Origin of the sequence: Thioalkalivibrio sp. ALJ24, from assembly GCF_000377785.1 — a bacterium.
Lineage (GTDB): Bacteria > Pseudomonadota > Gammaproteobacteria > Ectothiorhodospirales > Ectothiorhodospiraceae > Thioalkalivibrio.
In genome coordinates, this window is record NZ_KB898724.1 from 52,812 (window position 1) to 75,993 (window position 23,182).

General features: G+C 67.8%; 21 protein-coding genes. 9 read left to right on the plus strand and 12 right to left on the minus strand.

The genetic code is table 11. The features are described 5' to 3' along the window. Positions 1-3 precede the first annotated feature (3 nt). Positions 4-213: a DUF2905 domain-containing protein gene (locus tag D571_RS0100240; protein ID WP_018934670.1), complete on the minus strand. Its 210-nt coding sequence runs from the start codon at positions 211-213 to the stop codon at positions 4-6. An 18-nt stretch (positions 214-231) separates the two neighbouring features. Next, positions 232-894, minus strand: coding sequence for a ribose-5-phosphate isomerase RpiA (gene rpiA / locus D571_RS0100245; protein ID WP_026287449.1), 663 nt, complete (start codon positions 892-894; stop codon positions 232-234). 113 nt (positions 895-1,007) lie between these two features. Between rpiA and ilvA the strand changes: the two genes are divergently transcribed. Then, the gene (gene ilvA, locus D571_RS0100250) at positions 1,008-2,525 is read left to right on the plus strand and encodes a threonine ammonia-lyase, biosynthetic (RefSeq protein WP_018934672.1); all 1,518 of its coding nucleotides are present in this window, start codon (positions 1,008-1,010) and stop codon (positions 2,523-2,525) included. 33 nt (positions 2,526-2,558) lie between these two features. On the opposite strand, the gene motB is transcribed toward ilvA, so the two are convergent. Beyond that, positions 2,559-3,437 carry a flagellar motor protein MotB gene (gene motB / locus D571_RS0100255; RefSeq protein WP_018934673.1) on the minus strand — a complete coding sequence of 293 codons (879 nt, stop codon included), beginning with the start codon at positions 3,435-3,437 and terminating at the stop codon, positions 2,559-2,561. Positions 3,438-3,459: 22 nt separating this feature from the next. Beyond that, the gene (gene motA / locus D571_RS0100260) at positions 3,460-4,311 is read right to left on the minus strand and encodes a flagellar motor stator protein MotA (RefSeq protein ID WP_018934674.1); all 852 of its coding nucleotides are present in this window, start codon (positions 4,309-4,311) and stop codon (positions 3,460-3,462) included. Positions 4,312-4,380: 69 nt separating this feature from the next. Here motA and D571_RS0100265 point away from each other — a divergent pair, with 69 nt between their 5' ends. The 4 genes from D571_RS0100265 to D571_RS0100280 all read left to right on the plus strand — a co-directional run bounded on the left by D571_RS0100265 (position 4,381) and on the right by D571_RS0100280 (position 9,981). Continuing rightward, the gene (locus D571_RS0100265) at positions 4,381-5,748 is read left to right on the plus strand and encodes an HDOD domain-containing protein (RefSeq protein WP_018934675.1); all 1,368 of its coding nucleotides are present in this window, start codon (positions 4,381-4,383) and stop codon (positions 5,746-5,748) included. Positions 5,749-5,850: 102 nt separating this feature from the next. Then, positions 5,851-7,419 (plus strand): PAS domain-containing methyl-accepting chemotaxis protein, encoded by a 1,569-nt coding sequence (locus D571_RS0100270; protein WP_018934676.1) that lies wholly within the window; start codon positions 5,851-5,853, stop codon positions 7,417-7,419. Positions 7,420-7,577: 158 nt separating this feature from the next. Then, positions 7,578-9,026, plus strand: coding sequence for a circularly permuted type 2 ATP-grasp protein (locus tag D571_RS0100275; RefSeq protein WP_018934677.1), 1,449 nt, complete (start codon positions 7,578-7,580; stop codon positions 9,024-9,026). Position 9,027: 1 nt separating this feature from the next. Then, positions 9,028-9,981 carry an alpha-E domain-containing protein gene (locus D571_RS0100280; RefSeq protein ID WP_018934678.1) on the plus strand — a complete coding sequence of 318 codons (954 nt, stop codon included), beginning with the start codon at positions 9,028-9,030 and terminating at the stop codon, positions 9,979-9,981. Positions 9,982-10,010: 29 nt separating this feature from the next. Here the strand turns inward: D571_RS0100280 and D571_RS0100285 are convergent, their stop codons facing one another. The 3 genes from D571_RS0100285 to D571_RS0100295 form a co-directional block, all read right to left on the minus strand. Continuing rightward, on the minus strand, positions 10,011-10,814 hold the full coding sequence (locus D571_RS0100285) for a proteasome-type protease (RefSeq protein WP_018934679.1): 804 nt from the start codon (positions 10,812-10,814) through the stop codon (positions 10,011-10,013). 111 nt (positions 10,815-10,925) lie between these two features. Continuing rightward, positions 10,926-11,357 carry a bacteriohemerythrin gene (locus D571_RS0100290; RefSeq protein ID WP_018934680.1) on the minus strand — a complete coding sequence of 144 codons (432 nt, stop codon included), beginning with the start codon at positions 11,355-11,357 and terminating at the stop codon, positions 10,926-10,928. Between the two features lie 84 nt (positions 11,358-11,441). Next, the gene (locus D571_RS0100295; protein ID WP_018934681.1) at positions 11,442-11,888 is read right to left on the minus strand and encodes a bacteriohemerythrin; all 447 of its coding nucleotides are present in this window, start codon (positions 11,886-11,888) and stop codon (positions 11,442-11,444) included. A 200-nt stretch (positions 11,889-12,088) separates the two neighbouring features. On the opposite strand from D571_RS0100295, the gene D571_RS0100300 reads away from it, so the two are divergent. After that, complete coding sequence (locus D571_RS0100300; protein ID WP_018934682.1) at positions 12,089-13,624, plus strand: L-lactate permease; 1,536 nt, start codon at positions 12,089-12,091, stop codon at positions 13,622-13,624. 43 nt (positions 13,625-13,667) lie between these two features. On the opposite strand, the gene D571_RS0100305 is transcribed toward D571_RS0100300, so the two are convergent. Together D571_RS0100305 and D571_RS0100310 are read right to left on the minus strand one after the other, a co-directional pair. Then, the gene (locus tag D571_RS0100305) at positions 13,668-14,117 is read right to left on the minus strand and encodes a host attachment protein (protein WP_018934683.1); all 450 of its coding nucleotides are present in this window, start codon (positions 14,115-14,117) and stop codon (positions 13,668-13,670) included. A 137-nt stretch (positions 14,118-14,254) separates the two neighbouring features. Continuing rightward, positions 14,255-16,687, minus strand: a complete 2,433-nt coding sequence (locus D571_RS0100310) for a bifunctional diguanylate cyclase/phosphodiesterase (protein WP_018934684.1) — start codon at positions 16,685-16,687, stop codon at positions 14,255-14,257. Positions 16,688-16,856: 169 nt separating this feature from the next. On the opposite strand from D571_RS0100310, the gene D571_RS0100315 reads away from it, so the two are divergent. Beyond that, positions 16,857-17,873, plus strand: a complete 1,017-nt coding sequence (locus D571_RS0100315; protein WP_026287450.1) for a DUF21 domain-containing protein — start codon at positions 16,857-16,859, stop codon at positions 17,871-17,873. Positions 17,874-17,903: 30 nt separating this feature from the next. Here the strand turns inward: D571_RS0100315 and D571_RS0100320 are convergent, their stop codons facing one another. Both D571_RS0100320 and D571_RS0100325 read right to left on the minus strand, forming a co-directional pair. Then, positions 17,904-18,284 carry a YajD family HNH nuclease gene (locus D571_RS0100320; RefSeq protein WP_018934686.1) on the minus strand — a complete coding sequence of 127 codons (381 nt, stop codon included), beginning with the start codon at positions 18,282-18,284 and terminating at the stop codon, positions 17,904-17,906. A 23-nt stretch (positions 18,285-18,307) separates the two neighbouring features. After that, positions 18,308-20,302: a site-specific recombinase gene (locus D571_RS0100325; protein ID WP_026287451.1), complete on the minus strand. Its 1,995-nt coding sequence runs from the start codon at positions 20,300-20,302 to the stop codon at positions 18,308-18,310. Between the two features lie 146 nt (positions 20,303-20,448). Here D571_RS0100325 and D571_RS0100330 point away from each other — a divergent pair, with 146 nt between their 5' ends. After that, entirely contained in the window at positions 20,449-21,063 is a 615-nt protein-coding gene (locus D571_RS0100330) for a BMC domain-containing protein (RefSeq protein WP_018934688.1), read from the plus strand. 5 nt (positions 21,064-21,068) lie between these two features. Continuing rightward, positions 21,069-21,686: an NUDIX hydrolase gene (locus D571_RS0100335; RefSeq protein WP_018934689.1), complete on the plus strand. Its 618-nt coding sequence runs from the start codon at positions 21,069-21,071 to the stop codon at positions 21,684-21,686. A 27-nt stretch (positions 21,687-21,713) separates the two neighbouring features. On the opposite strand, the gene D571_RS0100340 is transcribed toward D571_RS0100335, so the two are convergent. Beyond that, positions 21,714-22,343: a hypothetical protein gene (locus tag D571_RS0100340; RefSeq protein WP_083916850.1), complete on the minus strand. Its 630-nt coding sequence runs from the start codon at positions 22,341-22,343 to the stop codon at positions 21,714-21,716. Positions 22,344-23,182: the final 839 nt, after the last annotated feature.

Below are 23,182 nucleotides of genomic sequence, written 5' to 3' on the forward strand. Positions count from 1 at the left end.
GGTTCAGCGCCGGAACAGCCCCAGCACCAGCGACAGCACGATGCTGACGATGATCATGGTCGTCAGCGGGAAGTAAAAGCGGCTGTCGCCGCGTTCGATCACGATATCCCCGGGGAGTCGTCCCCAGGGGATCTTTCCCAGCCAGGGCCACAGCAGCCCGATCAGGACGATCGCGCCGCCGATGATGATCAGCCACTTGCCGGTCTCGTTCATGCTCTTGCGCGGGTATTCTCAGTGGCGGTGTACTTCGCGTACGCCCTTCTCGCTGCCGATCAGCAGCACGTCGGCGGGGCGCCGCGCGAACAGCCCGTTGGTGACCACGCCGGCGATGTGATCGATCTCCGACTCCAGCTCGGTCGGATTCATGATGCGCAGGTTGTGCACGTCCAGGATCACGTTGCCGTTGTCGGTGCGGAAGCCCTCGCGCAGCTCCGGATTCCCGCCGAGGTTCGACAGGGCCCGCGCGACCTGACTGCGCGCCATCGGGATCACCTCCACCGGCAGCGGGAAGTTGCCGAGATAGTTCACGATCTTGGTGTCATCCACTACGCAGACGAAGGTCTCCGAGGCCGCGGCCACGATCTTCTCGCGGGTCAGCGCGCCGCCGCCGCCCTTGGTCAGGTGCAGATGGGTGGTCGCCTCGTCGGCGCCGTCCACGTAGATCGGCAGCGGGCCGGCCGAATTCAGGTCGAGCACCTCGATGCCGTGTTTGCGCAGGCGCTCCGCGCTCGCCTCGCTGGAGGCGACGGCGCCGTCGATGCGGTTCTTCATGCCCGCCAGGGCGTCGATGAAATAGTTGGCGGTGGAGCCGGTGCCGACGCCCACTACCCAGCCATCCTCGATCTTCGACAGGGCGGCTTCGGCCACCGCCTTCTTCATTTCGTCCTGAGTCATCGCTTCGTCTCGCATGTTCTTGATATAACCTTCCGAGCATAACCACCCCGGCGGTGACGCGACAAGCGTCGCGAGCTCACACGGTATGCGGTGCCGTGCTATCGTGCGGGACCATGAAAGACTATCCCTATCTGGAGAGGATCCTCACCTCCAGCGTGTACGACGTCGCGCGCGAGACACCGCTGGATCCCATGCCCTCCCTGTCCCAGCGGCTGGGCTGCGATATCCGCCTCAAGCGCGAGGACCTGCAGCCGGTGTTCTCGTTCAAGCTGCGCGGGGCCTACAACAAGATCGCGCAGCTTACCGAGGTGCAGCGGTCGAAGGGCGTGATCGCGGCCTCGGCCGGGAATCACGCGCAGGGTGTGGCGCTGGGCGCGACCCATCTGGGCATCCGCGCGATCATCGTGATGCCGGTGACCACCCCGCAAATCAAGGTGGATGCGGTACGCCGGTTCGGCGGCGAGGCGGTGCTGGTCGGCGATTCCTTCGACGAGGCCGCGGCGCACGCGCGCGAGCTGGAGGCCGAATACGGCTACACCTTCATCCATCCGTTCGACGATCCCGATGTGATCGCCGGGCAGGGCACCGTGGCGATGGAGCTGCTGCGCCAGCATCCCGGACCGCTGGACGCGGTGTTCGTGTGCATCGGCGGGGGCGGGCTGGCCTCGGGCATGGCGGCCTACATCAAGCGCCTGCGCCCGGAGATCCGGGTGATCGGCGTGGAGCCGGACGACGCCCCGTCGATGTACAAGGCCCTGCAGCAAAATCGACGGGTCAGCCTGAAGCAGGTGGGGATCTTTGCCGATGGCGCCGCCGTGCGCCAGGTGGGCAAGGAGACCTTCCGCCTGACCCGCGAGCTGGTGGACGAGGTGCTGCTGGTGGATACCGATTCCATTTGCGCGGCGATCAAGGACATCTTCGACGATACCCGCGTGGTCGCCGAGCCGGCCGGGGCCCTGGCGGTGGCGGGCATGAAGCAGTACGCCCAGCGCGAGGGGCTACGCGGGGCGCATCTGGCGGCGGTGCTCAGCGGCGCCAACATCAATTTCGACCGCCTGCGCCACGTGGCCGAGCGCGCCGAGATCGGCGAACACCGCGAGGCGCTGTTCGCGGTGACCATCCCCGAGCGTCCCGGGAGCTTCCGCGAGTTCTGCGAGGCGATCGGGCGGCGCGGCATCACCGAGTTCAACTATCGCTACGCCGATGCCACCCGTGCGCACGTGTTCGCCGGGGTCAAGCTGGAGCGCGGGGATGTCGAGCGCGAGGAGATCCTGACCGCACTGCGCGAGAAAGGCTACGAGGTCCTCGACATGACCGAGAACGAGGTGGCCAAGCTGCACCTGCGGCACATGGTGGGTGGCCCCGGCGGTGACGTGCGCAACGAACGGCTGTACCGCTTCGAATTCCCGGAACGTCCGGGGGCGTTGCTGAACTTTCTCAACCACATGGGCGAGACCTGGAATATCTCCCTGTTCCACTACCGCAACCATGGTTCGGCGCACGGGCGCGTGCTGGTGGGGATGCAGATCCCGAAAGAAGACCGTGCGCGATTCCGGGCGTTCCTGGAAGAGGTCGGTTACCCCTGGCACGAGGAGACCGGCAACACGGCCTGTTCGCTGTTCCTGCGCTGAGCGTCCCGGTCCTTCGAGCCGGGCAGGTCGGGGTTACTGCTCCAGAGCGTCGGGCGTGGCGGCCTCGCCTTCCATCTCCTCCAGCATGGCCTCCTCGGCCTCCTGATTCAGCACGATCAGGGTGATGCGCCGGTTGACCGCGGCCTCGGGGTCATCGCGGTCGAACGGGACGGTGTCGGACAGCCCGACCACCCGGGCGATCTGTTCGGGTTCGGTGCCGCCGGCGATGAGTTCCCGTCGTGCGGCGTTGGCGCGGTCGGTGGACAGTTCCCAGTTGCTGTAATCCTCGCGCAGCAGCGGGCGGGCATCGGTGTGGCCGGTGATCGAGACGCGGTTGGGGACCTCGTTGATCAGCCCCGCGAGTTCGCGCAGGATGCCACGGGCATGATCCAGGGGCTGCGCGCCGGCGGTGGCGAACATCGGGCGGTTCTCGGCGTCGATGATCTGGATACGCAGGCCCTCCGGCGTGATATCCATCAGCAGCTGGTCCTTGAACGGCTCCAGCGCCTGACTGCGGTCGATCGCCTCCTCCAGCGCCTCCTGCAGGGACTCCAGGCGTTCGCGGTCGCGTTCCAGCAGGGTCTCGTCGTGCTCGGCCGGCTCCGGCGGCGCGTCGAGCCGGTCGGGGAGACCCTCGAAATCGATGATCGACGGGTCGGCGCCGGTGCCGTCGCCGATGGCCTGGGACGGGGCCATGGCCTCGCCCTCGAAGGCCGACGGGTTCTTGAAGTACTCCGACAGCGCCGCGCGTTCGTCCGCCTCCAGCGCGGCCAGCAGCCACAGCAGCAGGAAAAAGGCCATCATCGCCAGGGCGAAATCGGCGAAGGCAACCTTCCACGAGCCCCCGTGGTGGCCGCCCTTGACCACCTTCTTCTTGACGATGACCGGCTGGGTCTTGTCCTCGACGCCCATGATCGGAGTGCGGCGGCCGGCCTCAGGCCGCCTTCACGTGTTCCTCGAGTTCGCTGAAGCCGGGGCGCACGTCGCTTTCCATGGTCTTGCGGCCGAATTCCACCGAGACCTGCGGGCTGTAACCCTGAACGTTGGCGAGGATGCAGGCCTTGATGCACTGCATGTACTTGGTGTCCTCGTGCGAGCGGGCCTCCAGCGCGGAGGCCGTCGGTCCGACGAAGCCATAGGCCAGCAGGATCCCGAGGAAACTGCCGACCAGCGCGGCGGCCACGTTCATGCCGATGGTCTCGATGTCGCCGCCGATCGCGCCCATGGTGTTGATGATGCCGAGGATCGCCGCCACGATGCCGAAGCCGGGCAGGGCGTCCGCCACCTTGTTCACCGCATGGCTGGGACGCTCCACCTCTTCGTGGTGGGTCTCCAGATCCACGTCCATCAGGGCGTCGAGTTCGTGCGGGTTCATCGAGCCGGAGATGATCAGGCGCAGGTAGTCGGTGATGAATTCCACCGCATGGTGGTTCTGCAGCACCCGCGGGTGGTCCTGGAAGATCGTGCTGTTCTCCGGGTCGTCGATATCGACTTCCACCGCCATCAGCCCTTCCTTGCGGGCCTTGACGAACAGCTTGTACATCAGCGCCAGCAGGTCGAGATAGTCGGCCTGCGAATACTTCCGCCCCTTCATCAGCCTGGGGATGGACTTGAAGACCGTCATCACCACGTGCGGCGGGTTGGCGATCAGGAAGGCACCCAGGGCGGCACCGCCGATGATGATGTATTCGTAGGGCTGCCAGATGATGACCATGTCGCCACCATGGGCGACATAGCCACCGAAAACCGCTCCGAACACGACGACAAAACCGAGGATGAACTTCACGCGTGCGAGCCCTGCGTTGCTATAGTCGGCCCCGCAACTTTAATCGAGAACCGCAGGCGAGGTACAGCAATGGCCCTGGACGAGACGGCGCCCTATGCCGGGCGGGCACGCGGGCTGGCAGCGACCGACTGGCCGGTGCTGGCCTCCAGCGCGGCGGTGTTCGCGGACACCGACGCGCTGGTCAACCGTTCGCTACGCGAGTTGGGGCTGTATGCCGAGCGCGATCCGGGGCTCGCGCTGCGCCTGGTCCTGCGCGCCAACGAGCCGCGTCCGGGGCTGAAGCAGGAGGTGCATTCGGTGCCGGACGCGATCGCCATGCTCGGCCTGCGCGCGGTCCACGAGGAGATCGAACGCGCCCCGCGGGTGGAGGACGTCCTTCCGGACCCGCAGCCCTACCGGCGGCGCGCGGCCCGGGCAAGGCTGGCGGCGCTGATCGTGGAGGAGCTGGGTCGGGTCCGGCATGACAGCGAACCGGGTGAGCTGGGGCTGGCGGCGCTGGTGAACGATCTCGGCATGCTGGCGCTGGAACTGACCGATGCACCTGAACTCCCGGGGCTGCGCTCGATGCTGGAACTGCGCGCGTTGCCCGACGAGGCCAGCTATGTAGCCCTGGGCTTCGCCACCGATGACCTCTCGCGCGGGATGGCCGAATACATGCACCTGCCGGAACTGGTGCGCGGCACCCTGCGCGCGGAGAACGCCGCTCACCCGCGGGCGCTGGAGGTGATGGTGGCCTCGGCGGTAGCGGACCAGATTTTCCACGGCATGGACACCCTGCGCGGGGACCGCGACCTGCGCCTGCTGGCGGATCTGCTGGGGGAGCCGGACAAGGCGGCGGCGGATCGCCTGGGACGTCTGATCGAGATCTTCAACCGCGATGCCTGGCTGTATGCGATCGAACCGCCGGACCCGGCGGTCGTCGCCCGCGTGTGGCGTACGGAGGGCTCGGGCCCGCCGCTGGCGCTGGCCCCGCGCGGCGACATCGCGGTCAGCGGGGAGCTGGCGCTGCGTCAGGAGGCCGACCGGACGGTGCGGGTGCGGCGCCTGCTGCGTGCCTGTCAGTTCGGTCTGGGCCTCAATCGGGTAGTGTTCGCCGAACTGGCACGCGACGGCGACTGGCTGCACGCGGCCGATCTGGTGGGAACCCTGCACGAGCCCGAGTTCAGCGAATTCGGGATCGGACGGCATGATCTGGGGGCGATGGGCGCGGCGCTGGAGGCCCCGGCACCGGTCTGGTGGTCACGCGATCGAGGCGACCGGCCGCTGCCGGATGCCGTGGCCGGGCTGACCGGCGGGCTCGACTGTTTCGTGGCGCCGCTGCATGACCGGGGGCGCTGCATCGGCCTGATCTATGCCGACCGCCGTTCCCCCGCGCTGGAACTGGATGCGCGCGCCTTCGAGGGTTTTGGCCGGCTGGTACGGGCCGCGCAGCGCTGAACTCAAGCTTCGTCCGGATGCGCCGTTAACACATCCGAGGAAACCACCAGGACGATTCCTGGTACGTGCTCGTACCGGGCCGGCCATTGGAGAGATCGGCTGATGCGTGAAAACCTTCCCGTAACGGGTAAAGAATACCCCCTGAACGAAGGCGAGGACCTGATCTCGGCCACCGACCTGAAGGGCCGGATCCGGACCGCCAACGACGCGTTCGTACGCGTGAGCGGCTTTGACTGGGAAGAGCTCGAGGGTTCGGCGCATAACATCGTGCGCCATCCGGACATGCCGGAGGCGGCCTATGCCGATATGTGGGCCAACCTGAAGGCGGACCGCGCGTGGATGGGGATCGTCAAGAACCGGCGCAAGAACGGCGATCACTACTGGGTGGATGCCTTCGTCTCCCCGGCCTACGAAGACGGCCGGAAGGTGGGCTACGAATCGGTTCGCCGGGTCCCGTCGCGTGAGCACGTGCAGCGCGCGGAGAAGGTCTATGCCGCGATGAAGCGCGGACGCAGGATCCGGCGCCATTTCTGGGACAGCCTGCAGTTTCGCCTGCTGGCTCTGTGGGGAGGCGGCTTTCTGCTGACGCTGGGCGTGCTGCTGGCCCCCTGGGGTGCACTGACCCAGGGCCTGCTGCTGGCCCTGATCTTTGCCCTGGGCGGAGGGGCCACCGCAGGTTTCATGCAGCCCATGCAGCGTGCCATGCGCAAGGCGCGCGGGATGTTCGACAACCCGGTGATGGAGACCATCTACTGCGGCCGGCGGGACGGGGCCGCCACCCTGCAGCTGACCATGCGTATGTGCGAGGCGCGCCTGCACACCGTGCTCGATCGCATCGCGGAGCATGCCGGCGCCGTGGGCGAGGGCGCGAACAGCATGGCCGGCGCGGTGGAGCAGACCGCCGGTGGCGTGACCCGGCAGAAGGGCGAGATCGACCAGGTGGCGACGGCGATGAACGAGATGACCTCCACCATCCAGGAGATGGCGCACAACTCGGCGCAGGCCGCCGACAGTGCCCATCATGCCGAACAGGAGACCCGTTCCGGCGAACAGGTGGTCAACGCCACGGTAGAGGCGATCAACCGCATGGCAAGCGAGGTCGAGACCACCGCGGAGAAGCTCAACCGCCTGGAGACCGATGCCGCCGAGATCGACAACATCCTCGGCGTGATCCGCGAGATCGCCGAGCAGACCAACCTGCTGGCGCTGAATGCCGCCATCGAGGCCGCCCGAGCCGGCGAACACGGGCGCGGCTTCGCGGTCGTGGCCGACGAGGTCCGTCGCCTGTCGCAGCGCACCGACGAATCCACGGTCACCATCCGCGAGATGATCGAGAGTCTGCAGAACGGCTCGCGCGAGGCGGTGACCGCAATGCGCTCGAGCCAGGAGCAGGCCGCTCACGGGGTGGAGCAGGCACGCTCGGCCGGCGAATCCCTGGGGCGCATCCGCGACGCGGTGGCCCGGATCAGCGAGATGAACACCCAGATCGCCACTGCGGTGGAGGAACAGAGCTCGGTCGCCGAGGAAATCAACCGCAACGTCACCTCGATCCACGACGTCGCCGCCGAGACCGGGACCGTGGCTGCCCACGCGAGCGAGGCCAGCACCAACATGAAACGCCTTGCCGAAGAGCTGCAGTCGCTGATCCACCGCTTCGACACCCGCCGGTAGGAGGCGAGTCCTCTCGCCGATTCGATGCTTCGCTGCAGCGGCGCCGGGGCTTGGCCGGCCGGAGCACCGGCCTGCTGCCGTACGGGGCTCTTCCCGCACGGTGGCGGGCGGACGTATGCTGTGGCCTGCAACCCTGCCGCACACAGGAGCCCCGCCGCATGGCCATCGACTGGAAGCACTACGACCCCGCCCCGTTCTTCGATGAACTGATGGAGGGGCCGGGGCAGCCACGGCCGGCGGCGCGTGCAGTTACCGAATACCTGGCTACGCTGGATGACACCGAGGTGCAGGAGCGCAAGCAGGCGGCCGACAGCGCGATCCTCGAGATGGGCATCAGCTTTACGGTCTACAGCGAGGGCGAGAACATCGACCGCGCCTGGCCGTTCGACATCATCCCGCGGGTCATCTCGCGGCGGGAGTGGGAGCCGGTCGCGGCCGGGCTGAAGCAGCGGATGACCGCGCTCAATCTGCTGATCGACGACATCTACAACGAGCAGCGCATCTTCCGCGACGGCGTGATCCCGCGGTACGTGCTGGAGCAGTCGCGCAACTTCCGCGAGCAGTGTGTCGGGATCCACCCGCCGCACGGGGTGTGGGCGCATATCTGCGGCAGCGACCTGGTGCGTGCCGGGGACGGCCAGTTCCATGTGCTGGAGGACAATCTGCGGGTGCCCTCGGGGGTTTCCTACATGCTGGAGAACCGGCAGGTCACCAAGCGGGTGTTCCCGGAACTGTTCCAGGACAGCGCGATCCTGCCGGTGGACGAGTATCCGGCGCAGCTGTTCGACATGCTGGCCTCGATCTCGCCGCGCCCGCAGGAGTATCCCGAGATCGTGGTGCTGACCCCGGGGATCTACAACTCCGCATATTTCGAACACTCCTTCCTCGCCCAGCGCATGGGGGCCGAGCTGGTGGAGGGGGCGGACCTGATGGTGGGCGACGACGACTGCGTGTACATGCGCACCATCGACGGTCCGGAGCGGGTGGACGTGATCTATCGTCGGATCGACGACGCCTTTCTCGACCCCGAGGCCTTCAATGCCGACTCGATGCTCGGGGTGCCCGGCCTGATGCGGGCCTGGCGCAAGGGCAATGTGGGACTGGCCAACGCGCCGGGAGCCGGCGTGGCGGACGACAAGGTCATGTATGCCTTTATCCCCGAGGTCATCCGCTATTACCTCGACCAGGATCCGCTCATCCCCAACGTGCCGACCTGGCTGTGCTCCGACGACGAGCACCGCCAGTACGTGCTTGACCACCTCGACGAACTGGTGGTCAAGCCGGCCAACGAATCCGGTGGCTACGGCATGCTGGTGGGGCCGCACGCGACCAAGAAGCAGCGCGCCGAATTTGCGAAGCTGATCCGACGGGATCCGCGCAACTACATCGCGCAGCCGACCCTGGATCTGTCGGTTTCTCCCACCCTTTGCGGGGCAGAGGTCGAACCGCGCCACCTCGACCTGCGGCCGTTCATCCTGCAGGGGGTGCGCACCGACGTGACCGCCGGCGGGCTGACCCGGGTCGCGATGCGCAAGGGCTCGCTGGTGGTGAATTCCTCGCAGGGCGGGGGCAGCAAGGATACCTGGATCGTGGACGAGGAGGACTGAGATGCTCTCGCGGGTGGCAGAACGGGTGTACTGGATGGCGCGCTACGTGGAGCGGGCCGAGAATACCGCGCGCATGGTCAAGGCCTTCAACCTGCTGACCCTGGACATGCCAAGGACCATGCAGCTGTCGTGGCGCGGACTGGTGTCGGTGACCGGCTACGATGCCGAATTCGAGGCACGCTATCAGCGCGAGGACGAGCGCAACTGCGTGAAATTCCTGCTGGCGGATGACGACAACCCCGGGTCGGTGCTGTCGTCGCTGCGCGCGGCGCGCGAGAACGTCCGCACCACGCGGGACCTGGTGCCCTCGGAGGCCTGGGAGGTGATCAACGAGCTGTACCTGTACGCGCGCGATCACATCGACCAGGGGATCACCCGCCGGGGGCGCTTCGAGTTTCTTTCCGAAGTGATCGAGCGCTGCCAGATGCTGACCGGACTGCTGGCCGGCAGCATGAGCCACGATGCCGCCTACGAATTCATCCGCCTGGGGCGCAATCTCGAGCGCGCGGACATGACCACCCGTCAGGTGGATATCGGGGCGATGCGCCTGCTGTCGGATCAGGATGAGCCGGCCGCTCCCTACCAGGGTCTTCTTTGGGCGTCGATCCTGCGTTCGATGGGCGGGTTCCAGATGTATCGGCTGCATGTGAAACGGCGCATCAACGGCCCGGACGCGGTGCGGTTTCTGCTGCAGGACACGGCGTTCCCGCGCGCGGTCGCGCACGCCCTGGCCGAGGTGCAGTCGGCACTGGAACGGCTGCCGCGCAACGAGCTGTCACTGCGTCTGGTGTCCCAGGCGCGGCGTCACGCACTCAATGCGGACATTGACGAGCGGATCGCCGACGGCGGACTGCATGACTTCCTGGATGCGCTGCAGCAGGACGTGGCCGAGCTGCACACGGCCAACCAGCGGACCTGGTTCCTGTTTGCGGAGCAGGCCCCCGACGCGGCCTGAGCGGGCCCGGAATCGCCCGGGCCGGCGGGTCAGGACTTCCGGCGCGCGCGGCGACTGACGCGGGTGCCGCGGTCCTTGCGCCCGTGGCGGTGCTCCCAGTCGAAGCGGGGGAGATCGGTGAAGGCCTTCTTCACGTTCTCGTCCCAGGCGTGGGTCAGCGAGCGCAGGTATTCGTCGTCCGCCTCGAGACAAAGATAGTGATCCATCTCCAGGGTGTCGCGTTCGTACACCAGCACCTCGATCGGCGGGCCGACGGTCAGGTTGGAGCGGATTGTGGAGTCGATCGAGACCAGGGCGCAGCGGGCCGCATCGCCCAGCGAGGTCCCCGCATCGATGATGCGGTCGAGGATGGGCTTGCCGTACTTGCTCTCGCCGATCTGCAGGAACCGGGTTTTCTGCGAGGTGGTGATGTAGTTGCCCTGCGGATAGACCAGATAGATGGCCGGATCCTCGCCGGCAATCTGGCCTCCGATGATCAGGGTTGCATCCCCCTTCATCCCTGATTTTGACAGTGCCTCGGAGTGTTTTTCCTGCTCCTCGCGATTGATGCGGCCGAGGTATTCGGCGGCCTGAGACATGTGGTTCACGGTGGCCAGGCTGGTCTCGGCCGCGCCTTCGCTGCCGGCTTCCTCCATCTCCCGCTGCAGGCGGTGGACGACCGCCTGGGTGGTGGCCAGGTTACCGGCGGCGAGCACCACGAACAGGCGCTGTCCCTCCACCTCGAAGGTGTGCATCTTGGAGTAGGTGCTGACCTGGTCGACGCCGGCGTTGGTGCGCGAGTCGGAGGCGAACACCAGGCCTTCGTCCAGATCGATGGCGACACAGTAGGTCATCGGGCGGGCAAGTCCGGGCAGGGCGGAACTCGTGGATACTAGGCGCCGCCAGCGGGTGCGTCAACGCAGGCCGGGCCGTCGTATGGTCGGGCCCTTGCGGGGATCCCGGGGTCAGGTCTTCAGGATGCCGTTGGGGGCGTGGGTGCGCATCCAGTCGCGGACCATGTGGCCATATTCGTGATCGTCCCTGCGGATGTGGTTCATCAGCCAGTCACGCAGGGTCTCGCCCAGTTCCGTGGCCACGTCCTGCCCGTCGGCGAAGTCATGCTGGTACTGGCGGATCCGGCGGCTGAAGGCCTCGTGTGCGTGGCGGTGCCGCTCCAGGGCCGGGTATTCCACGATCTCCAGCATCTCCTCCTCGAAGGCGAAGTGGGTCAGGGTGTAGTCCACGACCTGATCCAGCACCTCGTGGACCTCCTCGCGCGCGGCGCGGCCCTCGACCGCTTCGTGCAGCCGGTTGATGTATTCGACGATGCGCTTGTGCTGGTTGTCGATGACCGGGATCCCCGTATCCAGATCATCCGACCAGTGAACGTAGGGCATGGATCCATCTCCTGGTGACGTTATCGGTATCCGGAAGCCGCCGTGCGGCGGCCGTTCAGCGCAGCGCGGGATGGAGCGGTTCTTCTAACGACCGAACAGCTTGCTGAAGAGCCCGCGACTGTGGGGCTCGGCGGCCCCGGTGTGCTGGCGCACGAGTTCGGCATAGTCGGCGTCGTCGTGCTTGATGTGATTGACCAGCCAGGTCTTGAGTACGGTGTGCAGTTCGCGGGCGATGTCCTCGCCGTTCTCGAACTGTTCCTTGAAGGTTTCCACCCGGCGGATGAACAGGCCGTGCACCCGCTGGTGGGCGCGCAGGAACGGATACCCGGCCTCCTCCATCATTTCTTCCTCGAAGGTGAAGTGCGACTGGGTGTAGTCGATGAGCTGGTTGATGACATCACCCACCTCGTCGCGATCGCTGGTCTCGATCGCATGATGGAGCTCGTTGATGTAATCAACGATGCGTTTGTGCTGGTTGTCGATGACATCGATCCCGGTGTCGAGATCATCGCTCCATTCCATGTGTGCCATTCAGTGCTCCGGACTGCGGGCGTGGAACTGCAATGTGGTCTGCGGCAGGGTACGGGATATGGACGGCCATGTTCAGTGATCGGGGTCATAAACAACCCCGAAATGGCCCGCCCGGGCCGTCCTTGACCCTCCGGTTTGCCGGCCCGGATACTCGCCGGAACCGGAGCGTCCCCACTTTCCTGCTGAAGCCGAGGGCCCGCATGCCTCTTTTCTGGATCACCCTGATTCCGTTCGCACTGCTGTTCGTGCTGCTGGTGTTCCTGCGCCGGCCGGCATACGAGGCGGCCCCGCTGGCCTGGCTTGCCACGCTGCTGATCGGCCTGTTCGTCTGGCAGCTCCCGGGGATGGTGGTGGCCACCAGCCTGGCCAATGCCGGGGTGGTGTTCCTCGAGGTGATGCTGATCATCACCGTCGCCCTGCTGATGCTGAACGTGCTGATCCGGACCGGGCATCTTGATGCGATCCAGTGCGCCATCGGCCGGGTTTCGGACGACCGCCGGGTGCTGGCCATGCTGCTGGGCTGGGGACTGGTCGGCTTTGTCGAGGGGATCGCCGGTTTCGGGACCCCGGCGGTGCTGGCCGCGCCGCTGCTGGTGTATTTCGGCATGCGCCCGCTGAAGGCGGTGGCCATCGCGCTGATCGGCAACTCCACCGCGGTACCCTTCGGTGCCGCGGGGACCCCGGTGGTGATCGGCTTCGCCGGCCTGGGGCTGGACGAGGCCACCGTGGAGCAGGCGGTGTTCCAGACCGCGGCCATCCATGGCGCGCTGGGGGTATTCGTCACCGTGTTCATCGCCTGGGTGGCAACCCTGGGCGAGGAGAAGGGACGTTTTCGCGAGTTCATCCCCTTCGCGGTGTTCTCCGGGCTGGCCTTCGGGGTTCCTTATTTCCTGGTGGCCTGGCTGGTCGGGCCGGAGCTGCCGGCGATCATCGGTGGTGCCAGCGCGATGGCCCTGATCGCCTGGGCGGCGCACATCGGCTGGCTGCTGCCGGTGCGGGGCGGCCGCGAGGCGGGCGAGGCGGTGGACCTGCGCCGGGTGGTGCGCGGGCTGGTGCCGTTCGCGGTAATGGCCGTGGCCCTGATCCTGTCGCGCACGGTGGATCCGCTGCGCGAGTGGCTGGCGGGGGTGGAGATCGGTTTTTCCGCGCTGCCCGCGGTGGACCCGGACCAGACCCTGCAGCCGCTGTTTACACCGTATTTCTATTTCTTCCTTGCGCTGCTGACTGCGATGTTCCTGTTCCGCGTGGAGCGTGCCACCCTGGGGCAGGCGGCCGTGGCCACCTGGCAACGCGTGCGCATCGCGGCGATCGTGCTGGTCTTCATCATCAGCCTTACGCAGCTGCTGCTGGTCTCCGGCGAGAACGGTGCGGACCTGCCATCCATCCCGCGGGTCATGGGCCAGGGGCTGGCCGAGCTGCTGGGGGGCACGTTCGTGCTGTTCAGTGCCTTCGTCGGCGCTCTGGGTTCGTTCATGACCGGGAGCGCCACGGTCTCCAACCTGCTGTTTACCGGGCTCCAGGTCGATACCGCGGAAGCGCTGGGGCTGGCGGTCCCGTCGATCCTGGCCCTGCAACTGATCGGTGCCGGGGTGGGCAACATGATCTCGCTGCAGAACATCGCCATGGCCGCCGGGGCGGCGGGGCTGGAGGCCCGCGAGGGGCAGGTGATCCGCGAGACGATCATCCCGGTGCTGGTGGTCTGTACCAGTGCCGGGCTGTTGATGCTGGTGTGGTGAGCCGCCCCCCCGTGCGGGGGCGGCGGCGCGATAGGCAGGGTGTTCAGTAGAGGAAGTCGGGAAGATGCTTGCGCAGATCGGCCGGCTTCTCCACCTTGGCGACGTTCTTGGAGACCTCCGCGGTGACGGTCTGGGCGACCTGGCGGTCCAGGGTATCCCGCAGTGCGCCGAGGAAGGACGGCGCGGCGACGATCACCAGATGCTGAAAGCTGCCGGCGTGGTGGGCCTCGCGCAGGCGTTCGGCCAGTTCGCGGGCGAATCGCTCGCGCTCCACGGCGGCCGGGTCGGTTGGGTCCTGCATGGCATGGCGGCCATCCCCGGTCGAGCTGCTCCAGCTGCGGCCGGGCCGGTCGGAGACCAGGTCCTGATTGTGGGCCCGGGATTGGCTGTGGGTGAGGGCTTCGACGTCCTGCATGTTGCTGCAGGCCCGGCCTTCGCAGCTGAGGATGCGCGCGCGGGCGGCATCGGCGACCACGATCCAGACAGTGTTCATGCATTTCCTCCCGTAGATTGAATGTCGGTGGCCCGACGGGACGCGGGTCCGGAAAAGGACCCACATCCACAGTGTAGATGCCGGCGGCGGGACGCGTCCGTCTTCGCGGGGGGAACCCCGGGTATCCGTGATCCGGATCACGGCCGCGCGTCGGACACCGTCCGGTCCGTTCGCGGGGTAGTGGCAGGCAGGCAGTCGCTCAGGGGGCGCGGCATCGCGAGGCCGTAACCCTGGCCGAAGGGGATACCCAGGTCGCGCAGCCGCGCCCCGACGCGGTCGTTCTCCACGTGTTCGGCGATGGTGGTCAGGCCCACGATCCCGCTGAGTTCGTGGATCGCGCGGACCATGGCCAGGTCGATGGGGTCGTGTTCGATGTCCTTGACGAAGCTGCCGTCGATCTTCAGGTAGTCCACCGGCAGGCTCTTGAGGTAGGTGAAGGAAGAAAGCCCGCTGCCGAAATCGTCGAGGGCGAAGCGACAGCCGAGGGCGCGCAGCTCCTGCATGAACCGGGCGGTGCGGGTGAGGTTGCTGACCGCGGCGGTCTCGGTGATCTCGAAGCACAGCCGGTCGCCGGGGACGCCGGCGTTGCGGACCACCTCCAGCAGGAATTCGGGGAAGGCCTCGCTGCTCATCGCGGTCCCGGAGATGTTGATGCCGATCACCGGGAGCTCCTGTCCACGGGTCTGGCACTGCTGCAGCCACTGCAGTGCGGTTTCCGCCACCCAGCGATCCAGCTGGCCCATCAGGTCGAAGCGTTCCGCCGCGGGGATGAAGATCCCCGGCGACACCGGGTTGCCCTGCGCGTCCCGCAGTCGCAGCAGCAGTTCGTGATAGGCCAAGGGCCCGTCCTGCAGCGCGAGCACGGGCTGGGACCAGAGCTCGAATTCCCCGCGCTCGATCGCCTGCGGGATGCGGCTGACCCAGTGCATCTCGCCTGTCCGATCGGCCAGATCGGAATCCTGCGGGGTGTAGACGCGGACCTGGTTGCGCCCGGAATCCTTGGCCGCATAGCAGGCGGTATCGGCGTGCCGCAGCAGCTGTTCGGTGGATTCGGCCGTCGCGTCTACCGCGACCACGCCGAGGCTGGCGGACAGGGCAAACACGTTGTCCTCCCAGAAGAAGCGCATGCCGGCGATCTCGCTGGCGATGTCCACCGCCATGCGGCTGCCCTGTTCGATGTCGCAGTCCTGCATCAGGATGCCGAACTCGTCGCCGCCGAGCCGCGCCAGGTGATCCTGCGGCCGCATGATGCTGCGCAGCATGCCGGCGACCTGGCGCAGCATCTCGTCACCGGCCCAGTGGCCGCGCGTGTCGTTGATCAGCTTGAACTGGTCGAGATCGAGATAGCAAAGCACGTGTTCGGACCCGCCGCCGCGGGCCTGATGCAGGGCCTGTTCCAGCAGCTGTTCGAAGCGCCGGCGGTTGCACAGCCCGGTCAGGTCGTCGTGCGAGCTGCGATAGGCCATGTGCTGCAGGGCCTCGCGCACCTCGGTGACATCGCGCAGGACCAGCACGTGGCCGCGCGGTGTGCCGTCGATATCCTGCACCGGGGTGACCGTCAGCTGGACCGGTTGCAGGGTGTCATCCGGCTGGCGCAGCACGAGATCGCCGTGTCCGGGGTCCCGGCAGTCCCCGGCCAGCGGGTCCACGGGGCGCCCGTCGGTTTCGTCCTCCAGGCGCAGGACTTCGCCCACCGGGCGGTCGCGCAGTGTGTCGTACGGTCGGTCCAGGAGCTGGGCGGCGACCGGGTTGGCGTAATCGATGCGCCCGTCCGGTGCGACGGTCAGGACCCCGTCGCCGATCGATGCCAGGGTGATCTGTGCGCGGCGCTGCTCGCGGGCATGGCGGGCGCGCTGCTCGTCGATGACCGCCTGCTGATGGCTGCGGGTGAGGCGCATGCCCAGCCACTCCGCGCACAGCCCGAGAAAGCTTCGGGCGACTGCATCCGGGGTTCGGAACAGGGCGCGGCCGCGGCGGCAGCTGACCAGGATCACCGATTCCGGGATGTCGGCCGGAACCCGCACCGCGTCCAGGCGTCCGGCCGCCGCCAGCCCGACCTCGTCGCCGCTCAGGGTGCGGGGCAGGTGGTCGGCCGCCAGGCGGGTGCACAGGGCGTCGGCGCGTTCCTTGATCAGGCAGGCCGGTCGCGCGGGATCGCTCGCCCAGTGGGCGATGCGCTCGATACCGTCGCTGCGCTGGCGAAACAGTGCGATCTCGTCGCTGTCCAGCTCGCGTGCCGCGGCCTCCAGCAGGCGCCGGTCGGCCCGGTCGTCGCCGTGGTCTCCGCTGGAGTCTCCGGCGCGCTCTCCGGGGGCTTCGGCACCGGCAGTGATCGCCGCGAAGGTGCGCAGTACATGGGTGTGCGAGGCCAGCATGCGGATGCGCGCGAGGAGGAAGCCGAACAGCAGTCCGACCAGCGCCGGGATCACGAACAGCTGCGGCGGAAAGCCCTCGACGCCGTAGACGAAGCGCACCTGGATGGCCGCCAGCACCGCGACGATGGCCACCGACAGCGCCGTGTAGCGCAGGTAGATCGGCCAGGTCTCGCGCCAGCCCGCGTGTTCCTGCATTCCTCCCCCTTTCCGGCAGGATCGCGCCGCGCGGCTTCGTGATGGCCGTCGTCGGTGAATTGCCGGGCGGGCATACGCTACACCGGGGGGCGGGCAGGTACAATCCGGGGTCTGCCTCGTGGTTCGGCGATCCGGCGGGGCACTGCGACCACGGGGGGCGAGGATGACCATCACCACGTTGACCTGGATCGGTGTCCTGCTGTGCCTGTCGCAGTCGGCGATCCTGTCGGGCCTCAATCTGGGGCTGTTCGCCCGCAGCAAGCTGGAGCTGCAGGTGGAGGCCAGCAAGGGCGATGCCCGGGCGCAGCGGGTGCTGCACCTGCGCGAGGATTCCAACTTCGCGCTGGTGACCATCCTGTGGGGCAATGTGGGCGTCAACGTGCTGCTGGCGCTGCTCTCCGGCTCGGTGATGGGCGGGGTCGCGGCGTTCCTGTTCTCCACGGTGGTGATCACCATCTTCGCCGAGATCATCCCGCAGTCGTATTTCTCCCGCCACGCGCTGCGCGTGGCCTCGGTGCTGTATCCGGTGTTGCGCTTCTATCAGTTCCTGATGTATCCGGTCGCGCGGCCCACCGCGTGGGTGCTGGACCGCTGGCTGGGCGGGGAGGAGATCCGCTATTTCCCGGAACGCGACCTGCACCAGGTGCTGGATCTGCACATGCGTTCGGGCGAGAGCGAGATCGCGCGGGTGGAGGGGCGCGGGGCGCGCAACTTTCTCGAGCTGGACGACATCGCGGTGCGCCACGAGGGCGAGCCGGTGGACCCGTCCAGCATCCTGACCCTGGAGTTCGACGGGGACCGGCCGCGGTTTCCGCAGATCGAACCGCGGGTGGACGACCCGTTCCTGCGCAGTATCAATCGTTCGGCCTGCAGCTGGGTGATCGTCACCGATCCGAAAGGCGCGCCCCGGCGGGTGCTGCGCGCGGCGGATTTCACCCGCGAGGCGCTGTTCGCGCCGGAGCGTTTCGACCCGCTGCATCACTGCCTGCACCCGGTGGTGGTGCGTGATGGCTCGCGGCGGCTGGGGGAGCTGATCCCGCACTTTCGCGTGCGCCCGGCACATCAGGGGGACACGGTGCTGGGCGAGGACGTGATCCTGCTGTGGGGCGAGCAGCGACGGATCCTCAGCGGGACCGACCTCCTCGGGCGGCTGCTGCGCGGGGTGGCCCGGCCCGCGCCGGAGTGACCGCGCGGGAGGCGCGCGGGGCGGTCCGGTTCAGTCCTTGCCCGGATCCTTCAGGCGTTCGGCGAGGTCGGCGAAGGGGTTCCAGGTTGCGCCCCCGGACGCCGCCGCGGTGCCGGAACCCCCGCCGGATGCCCCCGCCGCGCGCGCCTCGCCATGGCGCTGGTGTTCGTTGTCATGGCAGTACAGGCACAGCAGTTCCCAGTTGCTGCCATCCGGGGGATTGTTGTCGTGGTTGTGGTCGCGGTGGTGCACGGTCAGTTCGTGCAGGTTGGCGCGGGTGAACTCGCGGCCGCAGCGCCCGCAGACCCACGGGTACATGCCCAGGGCGCGCTCGCGGTAGCCGCGTTCGCGTTCGTCCCGCTCGCGCCGGGCGCGCGCGACCAGTTCGTCCAGGCGTTTCGAATCACTCATGCCCGGAGCATAGCCGCGTGCGCTCAGTCGCGCGAGCGGGGCGGTGGCAGCAGGAACTCCGTCGGGTGGCGCCGCAGGTGGCGGCCGTACGCACGCAGCAGCCGCGCCGGGGAGCCGATGCGCACGCCGCGGGCGCGCAGCGCCACGTACAGTGCCAGACCGAAGCTCACCCACAGGTTGATTGCGCCGATCAGCAGCACGAACACCAGGAACAGCCCGAACGTGCCCAGGGCCAGCCCTTCGGTCACCGTCACGTAGCCCAGATTGGCAGACGCGAACGCCACGTGCTGGATGTCCAGCGGCAGCCCGGTGAGATAGCCGACATAGCCGGTGCCCCCCAGCAGGGCGCCGAACACCATGTTGCCGAGCACGGCGCCGTAGTGGTAGCCGATCCAGTCGGCCAGGCCGTGGCGCGCTCGCCGCGGCAGCAGGCGCCGCAGCAAGGGGTGTTCGCGCAGGCGTCCGGGCAGGTCGAGATAGGCGCAGCGGTTGTCCAGCCAGCCGGCGACCAGTCCGGACACGAACAGCCAGACCCCGGCGATCGCCGCGAACAGCAGCGCGAGCCCGGCGAGCGGGCGCAGGCCGTCGAGCAGGTAGTCGGCCTTGCCACTGTCCATCACCGGCTGTTCGAACACCGACAGCGCGAACAGGCCGATGAACAGGGCCATGGGCAGGGCCACGCCCACGTTGCCCAGTACCGCCGCGAACTGCGAGCGTCCGACCCGCACCAGCAGATCGGCGAGTTTCGACGGATCGGCGGTGCCGCGTTCGGTCTGTTCGATGGCCGCCGCCATGCGCGCCGCGGTCATCGCGGGCTGCTTGGTGGCCACCGTCAGATGCAGCATGTGGATCAGCACGAAACCCAGGCCGTAGTTCAGGCTGGACCAGAACGCATACCAGCCCTCCGACAGGCCGAGGTGCCCGATCTGGATCTTGATCAGGGCCATCAGGGCGATGATGACCCCCGCGCCGGCTCCGGCCCCGAGCATGCCGAAGTATTCCTGACGCCCGCGGGTGATGTATTTCTCGCCGGTGTCGGAGACGTGCTGGGTCACGCTGCGCGAGACCTGGCGGATGTTGTCCTGCCACAGGGCCCGCACGCCGTGGCGTCGGGCGCTGGTGATCACCAGTTCGCGGAACAGCCCGACGCCGGTGGCGCGGGTGGTCGCGGTGTCCTCGGGCTCCAGCAGATCCAGCAGCTTGTGGATGCGCGCCAGCGTCTGGTTCAGGCGTTCCAGCAGGTGGGTCAGTGACAGACTGTTGCCACGGGAGTGCGACAGCGTCCGGAGCTTCTCGATCTGCTCGGCGCACTGCTCCAGCAGGACCCGGGCGTGGCGATCGTCGCGGCGTTCGAAAGTCGGATCCTGCAGCCAGGCCCGGTAGTCGCGTACATAGGCCGAGACCTCGCGCTCCTGCGCCACGAACGCGGAATTGCGTTCGGCGATCGAGGGATCCAGGCGCAGCAGTTCCGGTTCCAGCTCCTCCGCCGCGATCCAGATGGACAGCATCTCCAGGCCGTACAGGATCTCCTCGCGGGCGCGGTCCAGGACCGCGGGATGTTCCCCCGACAGGCAGCCCAGGGCCTCCAGCAGCCGCAGCCAGGCATCGTCCGGCAGGCGCGCGACCCAGATCGCGTCGTCCGGGTCGTGGAACACGTGATGGAGCACGTCGCGCAGATCGGTGCGGTCCATCGGCGACGGGTTGATGCGCTCGTACAGCAGCTCCGTCGCCTCGCGGAAGAAGCCGCGCCGCGAGAACAGGCCGACCCCGGTGTACAGCGTCAGGTGCCGCGCATCCTCCAGCCCGGCCTCCAGGCGTTCGCGCAGCCGCTCGCGCAGCGCAGGCTGCTCCTGAAGCGCCAGCACCAGGGACTCGAGGCGGGCGATGACCGGGGCGGTGTTGCGCGGGTCGTCCGGGCGCAGCCAGTCCACCAGGCGCCGGAGGATCTCCGCCAGATCGGTATCGGGGTCGTTTTCGAGGGCGGTCAGCAGACCCGCGAGATCATCGGTTTGCGACATGAAGTGACGGAATGGGTTGCGGGTGATGGCGCGCAGCATATCATTCCGCCGCGGATATTCCCGGCGGTGCCCGATTTGATCGGCGTCGCCCCGCAGTCCAGAATACGCCCCCTGCGGCCGGCCCCGGCGACCTTCCCGACGAATCGATGATCAAGCTCCGTACTTACGTCTACATGGATTCCCTGCAGCCGCAGCTGGCGGCCTACATGGCGACCGTCTCGCAGGGTTTCCCGCCGGTGCCGGGTGACTCCTGCCTGTGGGTGGAGGTCTCGCCGGGCATGGCCGTGCACCGCCTGACCGACATCGCGCTGAAGTCCACCCGCGTGCATCTGTCGCAGCAGGTGGTGGAGCGTGAATACGGTTCCATGGTGGTGCACCAGCGCGACGACTCCGACGTGCAGGAGGCCGGGCGTGTGCTGCTGTCGCGCATGGGCGCGCAGGTCTCCGATCGCCAGCAGTGCAACATTCCGTGGCAGGAGATCATCCGCGGAATGTCGCCCGACCACACGGTGCTGATCAACCGTCAGAACCGTCGCGGCTCGATGATCCTGCCGGAACAGAGCATGTTCATCCTCGAGGCCGAGCCGGCGGGATACATCATCTATGCCGCCAACCAGGCGCTGAAGGCGTCGCACGTGACCCTGATCGACGTCAGCGCCGTGGGGGCCTTCGGCCGGCTGATCCTGGCCGGCAGCGAGGCCGACATCGACGAAGCCGCGCGCGCCGCAAGCGCCGCCCTGGAACGCCCTGCGGGAACCTGAGCGCCATGCATCGCGAACAGCTGCTGCATCTGCTGCAACGTCACCAGACCCCGTTCATCGAAGAGGCGGGTTTTCGCCGCCGCGCGCTGGATTTCGTCCGCCGGCATCCCGACTGCTTCAACTGCGATCTGCTGCCGGCGCATGTCACCGGCTCCGCCTGGGTCCTCAGCCCCGACCGCGAGCGGGCGCTGATGCTGCTGCACGGCAAGCACAACCGCTGGTTCCAGCCCGGCGGCCATGCGGACGGTCAGGCCGACATCCTGCAGGTAGCCCTGCGCGAGGTGCACGAAGAGACCGGGCTGGCACGCGAGCATATCCGGCTGGTCGCCGAAGACGTCTTCGATCTGGATATCCATACCATCCCCGCCAGCCCCGAGTTTCCGCAGCACGACCACATCGACGTGCGCTTTCTGGTGGAGATCGACGACCGTCTGGAGATCCCCGGCAGCCACGAATCGCACGCCGTGCTGTGGGTGCCGCTGCAGCACGTCTCGCGCTACAACAACAACCGTTCCTGCTGGCGCATGGTCGAAAAGAGCCGGCGCCTGCGCACCGCCGAGCATATCGACGACCCGGTGCCGGCCCACCGCGTACCGGGTCCGGGGACACGCCCGGGGGGCTGACACCGGCCGGACCCCGTGGTGTCGTGCTCAGAACCGCCGGGCACCGTGCCCGGGCAGCGGTACGGCCTCCACGTGCACGCGCACGTCGCGCAGTTCCAGCGGCCCGTCGGAATCCACCCGGCGGGTCTCGCCCCGGCGCCAGCCGGAGCGCCACGGCAGGTGGGCCGCGCCGAACTCGTTGCGGCCGTGCGTTGGCAGGTCGAGCCGTAGCAGGCCTTCCCGGTAGCTGACCTTCATCTCGCGCGAACGCCGTTCGCTGTGGACCTCCACCGTGCGTGTCTCGCCATCCGCCAGGGTGAAGGCCAGCGGGGCATAACGCCGGTCACTGCCGCCGATGCGCATTCGCCCGCCCTCCAGGCTCACGCGGATCAGGTCGCCGAAGTGCCCTTCCTCGCCGCGATGGATGCGGTCGATGCGCGCCTGGCGTTCTGCCCGCTCGCGCGCCTCGATCTCCTGCTGCTCGCGCCGGGTCTGCTCGCGCTCCTTCTGCACCGACTCCCAGGCGCGCATCGCCTCCTGGCGCTCGGATTCGCTCATCTGCTCCCAGTGCTCCTCCGGCACGCCGTAGATGCGCGGGGCACAGGCGGCCAGCATCAGTGCCAGGCTCAGCACGGCGGAGATCAGGATGAGGCGGGCAGCGGATCGGGGCATGGTCAGGCGGCAATCCCGGTCGGATGGAACACGATGGCCGCCGGGGCGGCTCGGTCAGTTTATCCTGCCGGGGCTGCCTGAGTGGCGGCTGAACGGCCATGCCCGAGCTTGACCGCTGCCGCCAGGCCTTGAGCTGGCGCTGCGGAGTCGGCGGTTTTCGGCTGCCGCCGGGGGTGTTGCGCTCTCTCGCGAGCGCGCCGCGAGGTCCTTTCTTATGTGAACAAGAAAGGACCCAAAGAAGTCACCCCGACTGCCGCATCCCGGTCCGCTGATGCGGCCCGGGATCCCCTCGCTCCGAGGCCGGTCGCGGGCGGCGCTGAACTCGCGAAGCTACGCTTCGCTCAGACAAGCAGCGCCTTTTCTCCCGCGCCCGACCTCTGCGCTCGGTGCGACAAACGGGGCCGCAGGACCACCGCCCATTCCTTTTCCGCCAGGCGGGTAGACCGGGGCTTGTGAACGCCCCCGGCCGAGAACAGGATCGGTTGGCGACCGATCACGCCGGATCGGCGAGAGGGCTCGCCTCCCACAGCCACTGTTGCACACCCGGCACCGGGAGGGTGCCCGGGTAGCGCCTTCTACTATCAGGGCTTCGGGGTGGGGCCGGGCCCTGCCCACACGAGATTCCTTTGCCCGGATGGTTGGGAATGAGCTCTACGAAGGGCCCGTACCAAAGCTTGAACCCGTTGGTGCAACGGGCCGCCTTTGCATCAGGAACCAGGAAACGCGCGATTCGGGCGCCCCGCGATCAAGCGGGCCGGGACCCGGGCACCAATGGCCGGAACGCCTCCGGTTTACCCCCTCCCGTTGCGAGCCCCTTGCGGAGGGTGCCTCGCGCCGGAAACAAG

Bases quoted from the DNA above. Each gene is read 5' to 3' on its own strand.
- rpiA (WP_026287449.1), bottom strand. From the start codon at position 894: ATGACTCAGGACGAAATGAAGAAGGCGGTGGCCGAAGCCGCCCTGTCG.
- motB (WP_018934673.1), bottom strand. From the start codon at position 3,437: ATGGGCGTCGAGGACAAGACCCAGCCGGTCATCGTCAAGAAGAAGGTG.
- D571_RS0100305 (WP_018934683.1), bottom strand. From the start codon at position 14,117: ATGAACACTGTCTGGATCGTGGTCGCCGATGCCGCCCGCGCGCGCATC.
- D571_RS0100270 (WP_018934676.1), top strand. From the start codon at position 5,851: ATGCGTGAAAACCTTCCCGTAACGGGTAAAGAATACCCCCTGAACGAA.
- D571_RS0100265 (WP_018934675.1), top strand. From the start codon at position 4,381: ATGGCCCTGGACGAGACGGCGCCCTATGCCGGGCGGGCACGCGGGCTG.
- D571_RS0100285 (WP_018934679.1), bottom strand. From the start codon at position 10,814: ATGACCTACTGTGTCGCCATCGATCTGGACGAAGGCCTGGTGTTCGCC.
- D571_RS0100320 (WP_018934686.1), bottom strand. From the start codon at position 18,284: ATGAGTGATTCGAAACGCCTGGACGAACTGGTCGCGCGCGCCCGGCGC.
- D571_RS0100330 (WP_018934688.1), top strand. From the start codon at position 20,449: ATGATCAAGCTCCGTACTTACGTCTACATGGATTCCCTGCAGCCGCAG.
- D571_RS0100280 (WP_018934678.1), top strand. From the start codon at position 9,028: ATGCTCTCGCGGGTGGCAGAACGGGTGTACTGGATGGCGCGCTACGTG.
- D571_RS0100295 (WP_018934681.1), bottom strand. From the start codon at position 11,888: ATGGCACACATGGAATGGAGCGATGATCTCGACACCGGGATCGATGTC.
- D571_RS0100275 (WP_018934677.1), top strand. From the start codon at position 7,578: ATGGCCATCGACTGGAAGCACTACGACCCCGCCCCGTTCTTCGATGAA.
- D571_RS0100290 (WP_018934680.1), bottom strand. From the start codon at position 11,357: ATGCCCTACGTTCACTGGTCGGATGATCTGGATACGGGGATCCCGGTC.
- D571_RS0100300 (WP_018934682.1), top strand. From the start codon at position 12,089: ATGCCTCTTTTCTGGATCACCCTGATTCCGTTCGCACTGCTGTTCGTG.
- ilvA (WP_018934672.1), top strand. From the start codon at position 1,008: ATGAAAGACTATCCCTATCTGGAGAGGATCCTCACCTCCAGCGTGTAC.
- D571_RS0100325 (WP_026287451.1), bottom strand. From the start codon at position 20,302: ATGTCGCAAACCGATGATCTCGCGGGTCTGCTGACCGCCCTCGAAAAC.
- D571_RS0100310 (WP_018934684.1), bottom strand. From the start codon at position 16,687: ATGCAGGAACACGCGGGCTGGCGCGAGACCTGGCCGATCTACCTGCGC.
- D571_RS0100335 (WP_018934689.1), top strand. From the start codon at position 21,069: ATGCATCGCGAACAGCTGCTGCATCTGCTGCAACGTCACCAGACCCCG.
- D571_RS0100240 (WP_018934670.1), bottom strand. From the start codon at position 213: ATGAACGAGACCGGCAAGTGGCTGATCATCATCGGCGGCGCGATCGTC.